This window comes from Variovorax sp. ISS6, from assembly GCF_056523145.1.
Genome location: NZ_JAWRZC010000001.1, coordinates 2,263,629 through 2,276,214, shown reverse-complemented (window position 1 = coordinate 2,276,214; position 12,586 = coordinate 2,263,629). Strand labels below are relative to the sequence as shown.

The window sequence follows — 12,586 nt, the reverse complement described above, 5'->3', positions numbered from 1 at the left end:
CGCCATGTCAACTCCTTCGAAGATCCCGACCGTGACCTCCGCCAAGCCCCGCATCGCCGTGCTGCTCGGCGACCCCAGCGGGGTCGGCCCCGAGATGGCGGTCAAGCTGCTCGCGCGCCAGCGCAACCTCGACGCCGCGCGCGTGCTGCTGATCGCCGACCCGGTGGTGCTGGCTGCGGGCGAGCGCATCGCCGGCGCGAAGCTCGATCCGCTCGCGACCGAGAGCCTCGACACGCTGCGCTTCGAGGACGGCCGGCCCTCGCTGCTGGCCTGCGACTGGATGGAGGGCGCCGAGCCGGTGCTCGGCGAATCGAACGAGGCCTCGGGCCGTGCCTCATTCCAGGCGCTCGAGCTCGCGACCGCGGCCGTGCGCCGCGGCCAGGTCGACGCGATCCTGTTCGCGCCGCTCAACAAGCATTCGCTGCGCCTGGGCGGCCTGGTGCACGAGGATGAGCTGCGCTACATGCAGGCGCGCTTCGCGGTGCCGGGTTTCGTCTGCGAGTTCAACCTCACGGGCGCGCTGTGGACCTCGCGCGTGACCTCGCACATTCCGCTCAAGGACGTGGCGAGCCACATCACCGGCGAAGGCGTGCGCGACGCGGTGAAGATCATCGCCGCGGCACTGCGGCAGTCGGGCGTGGCGCAGCCGCGCATCGCGGTCTCGGGGCTCAACCCGCATGCCGGCGACGGCGGCTCGATCGGCATGGAGGAGATCGAGATCATCGGCCCGGCCATCGAGAAGCTGCGCGCCGAGGGCTACGACGCGCGCGGCCCGTTCTCGCCCGACACGGTGTTCATCGGCGCGCGGCGCGGCGACGTCGACGCGGTGGTCTCGATGTACCACGACCAGGGCCAGATCGCGATGAAGCTCATGGGCTTCGAGCAGGGCGTGACCCTGCACGGCGGCCTGCCCGTGCCCGTGGCCACCTCGGCCAGCGGCAGCGCCTTCGACATCGCGGGCCAGGGCATCGCGCAGATCGAGGGCCTGCAGCAGGCCTTCGACCTGTGCCTGCGCATGGCCAGCGGCGCGCCGGTGCGCGCGGCCGCGACGGCCGAGGCCTGAGTCGGCGGGCGACCAGAAAAAAGGGCCGCATGCGCGGCCCTGTCGAATCGTTGTTCTGCGAGTCCCGGGGGGCTTCAGGCGCCCGGCGGCTGGCCGTAGGCGTTGGCCTCGGGCTGGCTGGGCTGCACGAAGAAATAGATCAGCACGAGGTTGACCAGCGGAATGATCATCAGCAGCTGGAACCAGCCGCTCTTGCCGATGTCGTGCAGGCGGCGCGAGCCCGCGGCCAGCACGGGCAGCAGGAAACCCAGCGCGGCGATCAGGTAGACGATCTGGTGGATGAGGCTGGCGACGATCAGCACGACCACCTCGGCCAATATGAACCACCAGAACTCGGAGCGCGAGGCGCGCCCACTGAAATCCGTGTACTTCTGAAAGCAGGTCTTGACCGCTGTTTGAAAATCCATTTGCTCGGCTCCTCTTGAGGTCCCCGGGAAATTTCCCGGGGCCATCATATCGGCGCCTTCTTCAACGGCAATGGCAACGAATGGCGTACTTCAAATGGCCAAGCAGCTATTGCGCGGGCGGACTCAGGCGCTGCAGCAGCCCCGCGGTCGAGGCATCGAGCCCCGTGACGTCGCCCGAGGCGAGCCGCGGCTCGATGTCCTTCGCGAGCACCTTGCCGAGCTCCACGCCCCACTGGTCGAAGCTGTTGATGCCCCACAGCGCGCCGCTGGTGAACACGCGGTGCTCGTACATCGCGATGAAGGCGCCGAGCGCCTCGGGCGTGAGCTTCTCGAACACGAAGAAGCTGCTGGGCCGGTTGCCCGGGAAGTTCTTGTGGCCGCCCGCGTCGAGCTTGCCCACCATCAGCGCCTGCGCCTGCGCGAGCGCGTTGGCCAGCAGCTTCGGATGGTGGCCCTCGAGGTCGTGCGAGGCATCGCGCACCGCGAGGAACTCCAGCGGGATCACGTCGGTGCCCTGGTGCAGCATCTGGAAGTAGGCATGCTGGCCGTTGGTGCCCGGCTCGCCCCACAGCACGGGCGAGGTGCCCAGGCCCGGCGGCAGCGCGGCACCGGTCGCGTCGACCTGCTTGCCGTTGCTCTCCATCTCGAGCTGCTGCAGATAGGCCGGCAGCCGCTTCAATGCGCTGTGATATGGCGCGATGCAGCGGCTCGTGAAGCGGTGGAAATTGCGATACCAGACGTCGAGCAGGCCGAGGCGGATCGGCAGGTTCTGCGCCAGCGGCGCGGTGCGGAAGTGCTCGTCCATCGCATGCGCGCCCGCCAGCAGCCGGCGGAAGCCCTCGGCGCCGATGGCCAGCGCGATCGGCAGGCCGATGGCCGACCACAGCGAATAGCGCCCGCCCACCCAGTCCCAGAAGCCGAAGGTGGTCTCGATGCCGAACTTGTTGGCTGCTTCCACGTTGGTGGTGAGCGCCGCGAAGTGGCCCGCGATGTCGGTGCCGCCCGATTGCTCGTACCAGCGCTTGGCGGACTGCGCGTTGGTCATCGTCTCGGCCGTGGTGAAGGTCTTCGAGGCGATCAGGAACAGCGTGTGCTCGGGCGCGAGGCCCTCGAGCACGCCGTCGAGCTCGTGGCCGTCGACGTTCGAGACGAAATGGAAATGCTTGCCCGGCGCCGCGAACTCCGCGAGCGCCAGCACCGCCATCTGCGGGCCGAGGTCGGAGCCGCCGATGCCGATGTTGACCACGTCGGTGATGGTGTGGTCGCCGCGCACCTTCTCGGCGTAGGCGAGCATGGCGTCGAGCGTTTCGTGCACTTCGCGCAATTGCGGCGCGGTCTTGCCGGCCTTGGCATCGGCCGGCGCGCGCAGCAGCGTGTGCAGCACCGCGCGGTCTTCCGTGTTGTTGATGTGCTCGCCCGCGAACATCGCGTCGCGGTGCGCCTCGAGGCCGCACTCGCGCGCGAGCGCGAACAGCAGCGCTTCCACGCGCGCATCGATCAGGTTCTTCGACAGGTCGGCGAACAGGTACGGCGCCTCCTGGCTGAAGTGCGCGAAGCGGCCGGCGTCGTCGACGAAGGCATGGCGCAGGTCGAACTGGCGGCCCGCGGTCTCGAAGTAGGACTGCAGCTGCGCCCAGGCCGGCGCGCGGTCGCAGCGAAGCGGGGTCGCCATGATCAGCGGCCGCTTTCCTGCATCAGCTTTTCGAGCTTGATCGCATCGGCCGCGAAGGCGCGGATGCCCTCGGCGAGCTTCTCGGTGGCCATCGCGTCCTCGTTGAGCGCGAAGCGGAAACCGGCCTCGTCGTAGGCGATCTTCTCGGCCTTGCCCTGGGCGGCGGCCTTGGCGTCGAGCGCGTGCTCGAGCGGCTCGTTGCTGGCGGCCAGTTCGGCCAGCAGCTCGGGGCTGATGGTCAGCAGGTCGCAGCCGGCGAGCGCCTTGATCTGGCCCACGTTGCGGAAGCTCGCGCCCATCACCTCGGTCTCGATGCCGTTGGCCTTGTAGTACTCGAAGATCTGGCGCACCGACTTCACGCCCGGGTCGTTGGCGCCGGCATTGGCGGCCTCGTCCCACTTGGCGCCCTCGGACTTCTTGTACCAGTCGTAGATGCGGCCGACGAAGGGCGAGATCAGCTGCACGCCGGCCGCGCCGCAGGCCACGGCCTGCGCGAACGAGAACAGCAGCGTGAGGTTGGTGCGGATGCCCTTCTTCTCGAGCTGGCGCGCGGCCTCGATGCCTTCCCAGGTGGAAGCGACCTTGATCAGCAGCCGCTTCTCGGTGTCGATGCCCTCGGCCTTGTAGAGCGCAGTGATGCGCTCGCCGCGCGCCACGGTGGCGGCGGTGTCGAAGGACAGGCGCGCATCGACCTCGGTCGAGACGCGGCCCGGGATGATCGAGAGGATCTCGGTGCCGAAGCGCACCAGCAGGCGGTCGATGACCTCGTCGAGCGGCTTGCCCGCATGCTTCTTCACGCTCTCGTCGAGCAGCGGACGGTACTCGGGCTTCTGCACCGCCTTGAGGATCAGCGACGGATTGGTGGTCGCGTCCTGCGGCTTGGAGGCGCTGAGCTGCTTGAAGTCGCCGGTGTCGGCGACCACGGTGGTCCATTGACGGAGTGCATCGAGTTGGTTCATGGCAATGATTATGTTGCGGTGATGGCGACGTGGCCTGCACGTTGTTGCATGCGGGCCGATGCTTTCATGCGCACCGTAGCACGGCTTCAGGCCCGGCTCCATGACGGCGCGAACAACATGCGGCCAGCAGGGTTTCGGCCCCGTGCCGCCCTACAGGCGCTGTGGTCCACGGCTGACGGCGACGGCTGGCGGGCGCGTCTAGTCTGGCGAGTCCTTCCTTCGCGAATCGTCGGATTCGCCGTCCCGTCCCGACCCAGGAGCCCCCTCCATGCAGCGCAGACTTCCTCCCGCAGCCTCCACCGACCTCGCCCCCTTCGACGACCGCCGCACCAGTGCCGCCATCGGCACGCTGGCCACGGCCTTCGTGATCGGCGGCGCGGCGGCCTGGCTCGCGCTGGATGCCGCGCGCCGCTCGCGCGTGCGGCTGGCCGGCCCGGCCGACGGCGCCCCGCTGATGCGCGCGCCGCTGCAGGTGGTGGCGCCGGTGGACCTGCACCGCTATGCGGGTCTCTGGCACGAGCAGGCGCGGCTGCCCAACCGCTTCCAGAAGTCCTGCGCCGGCCCGGTCACGGCCCACTACACGCCGCGGCCCGACGGCACGATCGAGGTGCTCAACCGCTGCGAGCGCGCCGACGGCAATTTCGAGGAATCGCTGGGCACCGCGCGCGTGGTGCCGGTGGCCGGCCAGCCCGGCGCGGGCCGGCTCGAGGTGCGCTTCGCGCCCTCGTGGCTGGCCTGGCTGCCGGTGGTGTGGGGCGACTACTGGATCCTGAAGCTGGACCGCGACTACCAGGTGGCGCTGGTCGGCACGCCGAACCGCGAGTACCTGTGGGTGCTGTCGCGCGCCCCCTGCCTGGACGACGCGACCCTGCAGGCCGAGCTCGACTACGCGGGCAGCCTGGGCTTCGACATCGACAAGGTCGAGCGCACTGGCAGGTAGCGCGAGAGCTGGGTCGCGAGCGCGGCCGGCGCGGTGCAGTGGATCGCGTGCCAGCCGAAGGCGCGCGCGGCCTCCACGTTGGGCGCCGAATCGTCGATGAACACCGTCCGCTCCGCCGCCAGCGCATGGCGCACCGCGAGCAGTTCGTAGATCTCGCGGTGCGGCTTCAGGAACTTTACGTCGCCCGAGAACACGCCACCGTCGAAACGCCGCATGAAGCCGTGGCGCGCCATGATCGCGCGCGCATAGGGCGAGGGCATGTTCGAGAGGTAGTAGAGCTTCAGCGGCTCGCCGGCCTCGCGGCGCTCGAACAGTTCCTCGAGCAGCGCCACCGTGACATCGATCGGCACCAGCCGTTCGCCGAGTCCGTCGAGCATGGCCAGCAGGCGGTCGGCCGGCAGCGAGAGCCGCGCCGCCATGCGGGCGACCGATTCCTCGAGCGTGCGGGTGCCGCAATCGAAGCTGGTCCAGTCGTCGTGATGGAACAGCGCGCGGCCCAGGGCCGCGGCGGCGGATTCAGTGGGAGCATGCTCCGCCAGATGGGCCTGGACCAGCCGGGTGGGCTCCCAGGCGAAGAGCACGGCGCCAAGATCGAAAACCACGTTCATGGCGCCATTGTTCCATGCGCGCGCTACACCACGCTGACGCCGTGCGCCCCCAGGGAGAGCCGGGTCTGCGCGCCCGCGGCCAGCGGGTTCGACAGGTCGGTCGAGACCACGAAGACCGCGCCCAGCGGCGTGTCGAAGCCGTACTCGTAGAAGCTGCCGAGGTAGGCCACCTTCTTCAGAGTGGCCGGCAGGCCGGTGCCGGCCGCCGAAGCCTCGCCGATGCGCCAGGCCTCGGGCCGCACCGCCACCTTGACCGCGCCCGGCGCCACCGCATGACGCGGCCGCAGCCGCAGCGGCCCGAGCGTGACGTCGCCGTCGGCGCCGGCCACGGCCGGGAACACCATCGCCTCGCCCATGAAGCCCGCGACGAACTCGCTCTCGGGCCGGCCGTAGAGCTGCTCGGGCGTGCCGCGCTGGGCGATCACGCCATGGTCCATCACGATGATCTGGTCGCTCACGGCCAGCGCCTCGCTCTGGTCGTGCGTGACGTAGGCCACCGTGAGCCCGAGCCGCTGCTGCAGCGAGCGGATCTCCTCGCGCATCTCGCGCCGCAGCCGCGCGTCGAGGTTCGACAGCGGCTCGTCGAACAGCAGCACCGCGGGCTCGAGCACCAGCGCGCGCGCCAGCGCCACGCGCTGCTGCTGGCCGCCCGAGAGCTCGCTCGGCAGCCGCTGGTCGAAGCCGACCAGGCCCACGCCGCGCAGCGCCTCGCGCGCACGCGCCGTGGCCTCGTCCTTCTTCACGCCGCTCATGCGCAGGCCATAGCCCACGTTGCCGATCACGTCCATGTGCGGGAACAGCGCATAGCTCTGGAACATCATGCTGACGTTGCGCTCGGCCGGTCCGAGCGTGGTGACGTCGCGCCCGCCCATGAAGATCGCGCCCGAGGTCGGCGACTCGAGCCCCGCGATCATGCGCAGGGTGGTGGTCTTGCCGCAGCCCGAGGGGCCGAGGATGGTGGTCAGCGTGCCCTCGGGCACCTCGAAGCTGATGCCCTTGACCGCCAGCGGCGCGTTGCGGTCGGCACCGTAGCGCTTGGTGACGTCGCGAAACTCGATGCCCGTGCTCATGCCAGCCCCTCCATCTTGTGATGCCCCTGGTGCCCCGGCGCCGTGCCGCGCCGTCCCAGCCTGCGTTCGCCCACCACCCACTGCACCAGCGCGATCGCGAGCGACATCAGGATCATCAGTACCGTGCAGTAGGCCAGCGCGATGCCGTAGTCGCCGTTGCCGACGCGGCCGATGATGTAGGTGGTGGCGAGTTCGTTCTCGGCCGTGACCAGGAAGATCACCGCGCTCACGGTCGTCATCGCGCGCACGAAGCTGTAGACCAGCGCCGCCACCAGCGCCGGCTTGAGCAGCGGCAGCACCACCTTGAACAGCGTCTGCGAGGTCGAGGCGCGCAGCATCAGCGAGGCCTCGTCGAGCGAGCGGTCGAGCTGCTTGAAGGCCGCGGTTCCCGCGCGCACGCCCACCGGCAGGTTGCGGAACATGAAGCACAGCACGATGATGAGCCCGGTGCCCGTGAGCTCGAACGGCGGCACGTTGAAGGCCAGGATGTAGCTCACGCCGAGCACCGTGCCCGGGATCGCGAAGGCCAGCAGCGCGCCGAACTCGAAGGCGCCCTGCCCCTTGAACTCGTTGCGCGCCAGCAGCCAGGCGATCAGCAGGCCCAGTGCCGCGGTGATCGGCGCCGAGATGCCCGCGAGCTTGAGCGTGGTGAGCAGCGAGTTCCACGCGGTGCCGGCCCACACCAGCCCGAACTGGCCCCACTCGAGCGCGAACGCGGTCTTGAAATGCTGCAAGGTGAAGCTGTAGTCGCGCCCCCAGGTCTGCACGAAGCCGCCCGCGAACGCGAACAGGTAGACCACGGCCGTGAAGGCGATCCACGGCAGCGCGATGCAGTGGATGGTGCGGCGCACGCCGTCGGGCAGCGCCATCGGGATGCCGGCGTCGCCCTTGCCGCTGACGGTGGTGTAGTTCTGCTTGCCGAGCAGCCCGCGCTGCAGCGCGAACACGCCGAGCGCGAACAAGGTGAGCACCCAGGCCAGCGAGGCCGCGCGGCCCTGGTCGTACTGCGCGCCGACGATGGCGAAGAAGATGTCGGTCGACAGCACCGAGAACTGGCCGCCCACCACCACCGGGTTGCCGAAGTCGGCGATGCTCTCGATGAAGCCCACCAGGAAGGCATTGGCCAGCCCTGGTTTGAGCAGCGGCAGCGTGATGGTGAAGAAGGCGCGGCGTCGGTCGGCGCGCAGCATCTGCGCCGCCTCCTCGAGGCTGGGCGCGATGCCCTGCACCACGCCGCGCATGATCATGAAGGCGATCGGCGTGAAGGCGAACAGCTGCGCCACCAGCACGCCGGGCATGCCGTAGAACCAGCGCGTGGGCTCGATGCCGAACAGGTTTTCGAGTACCTGGTTGACGATGCCCGCGCGGCCGAACAGCAGGATCAGGCCGAGGCCCACCACGAAGGGCGGCGTGATGATCGGCAGCAGCGCCAGCACCCGCAGCGCGCCCTGTCCGCGCCGGCTGCCGCGCTCGGCCATCAGCGCCATCAGCGTGCCGAGGAAGGTGGTGCCCGCGGCCGTGAGCAGCGCCAGCACCAGCGTGTTCCAGGCCACGCCGCAGCGCACTCCGCCCGCGAGGCAGCCCAGGCCCCAGATGCGCTCGGTGAAGACCCGCGCGAGGAAGGCGGCCATCGACACGCGGCCATCCTCGTCGAGGAAGGCGCCCGACAGCGCGCGGCTCACGGGATAGGCGATGAACAGCGCCATCAGCACGCCGCAGCCCAGCACCGAGGCGGCCACGAACAGGTCGCCCTTGAAGCGGCCGAGCCGCGCGATGCCGAAGGCCGCGAGCAGCACCAGCGCACAGAGCGCCACGAAGCCGCCGGCGCCGATGCCGAACTGGTTGACCCCGAGCTCGCCGAAGCGCGCCTCGAGCGCCGCGAAGGCCCAGCCGCGCGCGCCGATCGCGAAGCCCGCGAGCGCGAGCCCGAGCGCACCGCCCGCGCCGCCGGCCAGCAGCCAACGCCCCTGCGCGCGGCCCGGCGGCAGCCAGGCGCCGATGGCGCAGACCAGCAGGCCCGCCAGCCCGACGAACAGCCAGACGCGCCCCTGCAGGGCCGCCTGCATCAGGCCATTGGCGCCCTCGGCGCCGCCGAAGACCTGCGGAACGGCCTCGTACCAGGTCGCATCCTGGATCGCATACCAGGGCAGCAGCAGGTAGGCCGCGAGGCCCAGCAAGACCCAGGCGCGGATCCAGCGCTGGGTGCGCCGCGCCGCGGCCTCCGATGCCGGATTGCGCGGGGCCGCCGCGCGGGGCGAGGCTCCGATGGAACGCGCTTCCACTTAGCGCGGCAGCGAGTTGACGTCCTTCTCCCAGCGCGCGATCAGGCGGCGGCGCTCGGCGCTGGCACCGTACTTGGCGTAGTCGTAGTTGATGAACTTGATCTTCTTGAAGTCGGGAATGCGCGGATCGAGCTTGGCATTGACGTTGCTCGGCAGCTGGAACTGCTTGTTGGCGGCGCCGAGTTCCTGCGCGGCGGGCGTGAGCGCCCATTCGTAGAACTTCTTCGCGGCCTCGAGGTTGCGCGCGCCCTTGATGATGCTCATGGAGCCGATCTCGGCGCCGGTGCCGTCGCTCGGCGTGATGGTCTCGACCGGGAAGCCCTGCATCTTCTCGCCCGGGCCGTCGTGCACGAAGCTGATCGACACCGCGGTCTCGCCGCGCGCCACGGCCTTGATCGGGCCGGTGCCAGAGCGCGTGTACTGGCCGACATTCTTGTGCAGCGCCTTGAGGTACTCGAAGGCCTTGTCCTCGCCCATGAGCTGCACCAGCGTGGCGATCATGGTGTAGGCCGTGCCGCTCGAGGCGGGGTTGGCCACCTGGATGTCGCCCTTGTACTCGGGCTTGAGCAGGTCGGCCCAGGTCTTGGGCACGGGCAGCTTCTTCTTGGCCAGCAATTCGGGGTTGTAGCCGAAGCCCAGCGGGCCCGAGTAGATGCCCACGGTCTTGTAGCCCGACTGCTTGGCCTGCTGCTGGGCCCAGGGATGCAACTGCGGCAGCGAGGGCGACTTGTACTCGAGCGTCAGGCCCTGCTCGGCCGCCTGCAGGTGCGGGTCGCCGGTGCCGCCGAACCAGACGTCGGTCTTGGGGTTGTCCTTCTCGGCGATGAGCTGGGCCAGCGCCTCGCCCGAGCCCTTGAGCGCCATGTTGATGCGGGTGCCCGTGGTGCGCGCATACACGGTCGAGATCACGCTGCACCACTCGGCCTGCACCGAGCAGATCACGTTGACCGTGCCCTGGGCCGATGCCATGGCCGATCCACCCAGCAGCGCCGCCGCAACAAAAAGCTTCTTCATGGAGTTCTCCGCTTTGTCCAATAAAAAAAGGCCTCCCGGCCGTGGGTGCAGCGTAGCTTTAGTACAAGTGCGTGGAATCGGTACAAGTACCATCGCGATTGGCGGACCGGCGCATTGCCTGCTCTCGCCCCAGACCCAAGGAAAGTGTTCCCATGAGCTTCGATCTCGTTCTGTTCGGCGGCACCGGCGATCTCGCATGGCGCAAGCTGATGCCCGCTCTGTTCCAGGCCTTCCGGCACGGGAGCCTGCCGAAGGATGGGCGCATCGTCGGCGTGGCGCGGGACAACCTGTCGGACGACCAGTACCGCGAGCTGATTCAGTCGCGCTTCAATGCCGTCGAGGGCGCCAAGCGGCCCTCGCCCGAGGAGTTCGAGAAGTTCGCCTCGATGCTGCACTACCTGCGCATGGACCTGTCGAAGCCCGACGACTATGCGCGCCTGTCCGACCTGCTCAAGCAGCGCGATGCCGAAACGGTCGTGATGTATGTCGCCACCGCGCCGGGCCTGTTCACGCAGGTCGTCGAGCAGATCGCGGCCGCCGGCCTCAACGGCGCGCGCACCCGCATCGTGCTCGAGAAGCCGCTGGGCCACGACCTGGCCTCCAACCGCGCGATCAATGCCGCGGTGGGCAAGGTGCTCGAGGAGAAGCAGGTCTTCCGCATCGACCACTACCTCGGCAAGCCCTCGGTGCAGAACCTGTTCGCGATGCGCTTCGGCAACGCGCTGTTCGAGCCCATCTGGCGCCGCGAGCACATCGCCAACATCCAGATTACCATCGCCGAAGACCTCGGCGTGGAGAAGCGCGGCGCCTTCTACGACCAGACCGGCGCGCTGCGCGACATGGTGCAGAACCATGCGCTGCAGCTGCTGTGCGCCATCGGCATGGAGCCGCCGATCAACTCGCACGCCGATGCGATCCGCGACGAGAAGCTCAAGGTGCTGCGCGCCCTCAAGCCCTGGACGCCCGAGACGCTGGGCCTGCACACGGTGCGCGGCCAGTACACGGCCGGCACGGCCTACGGCGAGCGCGTGCCCGGCTACCGCGACGAACCCGGCGTCGACCGCGAGAGCCGCACCGAGACCTTCGTCGCGCTGCGCACCGAGATCGCCAACTGGCGCTGGGCCGGCGTGCCCTTCTACATCCGCACCGGCAAGCGACTGGCCTCGCGCGACGCGCGCATCGAGGTCAACTTCCGCCCGACGCCGCACGCGATCTTCCGCGCGCCGGCCGGCAGCGCGAACAAGTTCGTGATCAACCTGCAGCCCAAGGACGGGCTCGAGCTGCACATGCTCGCGCAGGCGCAGGACAACCGCCGCAGCAACGGCCGCCAGGACAGCGCGGCGCAGCTCGCGCCGGTGCAGCTGGACCTCGACTTCGACAAACGCTTCGGTTCCGAGCGCGTGGGCGCCTACGAACGGCTGCTGCTCGACGTGATCGACGGCCGGCTCAACCTGTTCGTGCGCAGCGACGAGCAGGAGGAGGCATGGCGCTGGGTCGAGCCGCTGATCGACAGCTGGGCCAGCGACGGCGGACCGCGCCCCTACGCGGCCGGCACCTGGGGCCCGAGCGCGTCGAGCGCGATGATCGCGCGCGACGGGTTCTCGTGGGGCGAGGAGCAGTAGCTCAGCCGAACTGCACGCAGCGCATGCTCAGCGTGCCCGACTGGAAGCCCTCGTGGACCGTCTTCGCGCGCTCGCCCGCGCCCGCGGCGCCGAGCGCGTAGAGAAACGGGAAGTAGTGATCGGGCGTGGCCACCGCGGTCGATGCGCCCGCGAGCCTTTCATAACCGATCAGCGCGCGGTCGTCGCGCCCGGCCAGCGCGGCCTTCACCGCATCGTCGAAGGACTGGGCCCAGGGCCGGCTCGCCGCCGGGCCGTCGGGCGTGCCGCGGTCGGTGGCGCGCAGGTTGTGCACCACGTTGCCGCTGCCCATCACCAGCACGCCCTTGTCGCGCAGCGCGGCGAGGTCGCGCCCCACCGCGTAGTGGAAGGCCGCGGGCTTGTCGTAGTCGATGCTGAGCTGGAACACCGGCACGTCGGCCTTCGGATAGAGATGCCTGAGCACGGTCCAGGTGCCGTGGTCCAGGCCCCATTGCTCGGTGGCGACCACCGGCGACTGCTTCACCGCCGCGGCCGCCTCGCGCGCGAGCGCGGGATGGCCGGGCGCCGGGTAGTCGATGTCGTGCAGCGCCTGCGGAAAGCCGCCGAAGTCGTGGATGGTGCGGGGCCGGGCCTGCACGCCGACGCCGGTCGCGCCGCTGCTGAGCCAGTGCGCCGAGACGCTGAGGATGGCCGTGGGCCGCGGCAGTTCGCGGCCCCAGGCCGCGAGCCGGCGCGTGAAGCCGTTGTCGGCCAGCGCATTCATCGGCGACCCATGGCCGATGAAGATCACCGGCATGCGCCGCGCGGGCGCACCGCCGGCGGCCGACGCCGCCTGCGAGACGGAAGCCAGCGCGCCCAGCACGGCGGTCGCGCCGAGCGCCGAGCCCATGAGGAAGCCGCGGCGGCCGAGCGCGCTCAGCGCGCTGGCGTCGGAAGGAAGAGAGGTCATCGGAAGGGGCATGGCGCGGTG

At 69.8% G+C, this 12,586-nt stretch carries 11 protein-coding genes; 3 read left to right on the top strand and 8 right to left on the bottom strand.

Annotated elements, in window-relative coordinates; translation table 11 throughout:
• Positions 1 to 4 precede the first annotated feature (4 nt).
• Positions 5 to 1,063 carry a 4-hydroxythreonine-4-phosphate dehydrogenase PdxA gene (locus AC1HIL_RS10395; protein WP_479671740.1) on the top strand — a complete coding sequence of 353 codons (1,059 nt, stop codon included), beginning with the start codon at positions 5 to 7 and terminating at the stop codon, positions 1,061 to 1,063.
• 74 nt (positions 1,064 to 1,137) lie between these two features.
• Here AC1HIL_RS10395 and AC1HIL_RS10390 read toward each other — a convergent pair whose 3' ends face one another.
• The 3 genes from AC1HIL_RS10390 to tal all read right to left on the bottom strand — a co-directional run bounded on the left by AC1HIL_RS10390 (position 1,138) and on the right by tal (position 4,101).
• A complete protein-coding gene (locus AC1HIL_RS10390; protein WP_057594083.1) occupies positions 1,138 to 1,470 on the bottom strand; it encodes a DUF805 domain-containing protein in 333 nt (110 codons plus the stop codon).
• 106 nt (positions 1,471 to 1,576) lie between these two features.
• A complete protein-coding gene (gene pgi / locus AC1HIL_RS10385; protein WP_479671739.1) occupies positions 1,577 to 3,142 on the bottom strand; it encodes a glucose-6-phosphate isomerase in 1,566 nt (521 codons plus the stop codon).
• Positions 3,143 to 3,144: 2 nt separating this feature from the next.
• Positions 3,145 to 4,101 (bottom strand): transaldolase, encoded by a 957-nt coding sequence (gene tal / locus AC1HIL_RS10380; protein WP_413764403.1) that lies wholly within the window; start codon positions 4,099 to 4,101, stop codon positions 3,145 to 3,147.
• Positions 4,102 to 4,369: 268 nt separating this feature from the next.
• Between tal and AC1HIL_RS10375 the strand changes: the two genes are divergently transcribed.
• Positions 4,370 to 5,041, top strand: a complete 672-nt coding sequence (locus AC1HIL_RS10375; RefSeq protein WP_057594086.1) for a lipocalin family protein — start codon at positions 4,370 to 4,372, stop codon at positions 5,039 to 5,041.
• Here AC1HIL_RS10375 and AC1HIL_RS10370 read toward each other — a convergent pair.
• Genes AC1HIL_RS10370 through AC1HIL_RS10355 form a run of 4 tightly spaced genes read right to left on the bottom strand, consistent with a single transcriptional unit; the run spans position 4,987 to position 10,015 of the window.
• Positions 4,987 to 5,649: an HAD family hydrolase gene (locus AC1HIL_RS10370; RefSeq protein WP_057594087.1), complete on the bottom strand. Its 663-nt coding sequence runs from the start codon at positions 5,647 to 5,649 to the stop codon at positions 4,987 to 4,989. The genes AC1HIL_RS10375 and AC1HIL_RS10370 overlap by 55 nt on opposite strands.
• 23 nt (positions 5,650 to 5,672) lie before the next feature.
• The gene (locus AC1HIL_RS10365) at positions 5,673 to 6,719 is read right to left on the bottom strand and encodes an ABC transporter ATP-binding protein (protein WP_422097932.1); all 1,047 of its coding nucleotides are present in this window, start codon (positions 6,717 to 6,719) and stop codon (positions 5,673 to 5,675) included.
• Positions 6,716 to 9,001 (bottom strand): ABC transporter permease, encoded by a 2,286-nt coding sequence (locus AC1HIL_RS10360; protein WP_479671738.1) that lies wholly within the window; start codon positions 8,999 to 9,001, stop codon positions 6,716 to 6,718. Before AC1HIL_RS10360 ends, AC1HIL_RS10365 begins: the two co-directional genes overlap by 4 nt.
• Entirely contained in the window at positions 9,002 to 10,015 is a 1,014-nt protein-coding gene (locus AC1HIL_RS10355) for an ABC transporter substrate-binding protein (protein ID WP_057594090.1), read from the bottom strand.
• Between the two features lie 152 nt (positions 10,016 to 10,167).
• Here AC1HIL_RS10355 and zwf point away from each other — a divergent pair, with 152 nt between their 5' ends.
• Positions 10,168 to 11,637 carry a glucose-6-phosphate dehydrogenase gene (gene zwf, locus AC1HIL_RS10350; protein ID WP_413764406.1) on the top strand — a complete coding sequence of 490 codons (1,470 nt, stop codon included), beginning with the start codon at positions 10,168 to 10,170 and terminating at the stop codon, positions 11,635 to 11,637.
• 1 nt (position 11,638) lies between these two features.
• On the opposite strand, the gene ygiD is transcribed toward zwf, so the two are convergent.
• The gene (gene ygiD, locus AC1HIL_RS10345) at positions 11,639 to 12,565 is read right to left on the bottom strand and encodes a 4,5-DOPA-extradiol-dioxygenase (protein WP_479671737.1); all 927 of its coding nucleotides are present in this window, start codon (positions 12,563 to 12,565) and stop codon (positions 11,639 to 11,641) included.
• Between the last annotated feature and the right edge of the window lie 21 nt (positions 12,566 to 12,586).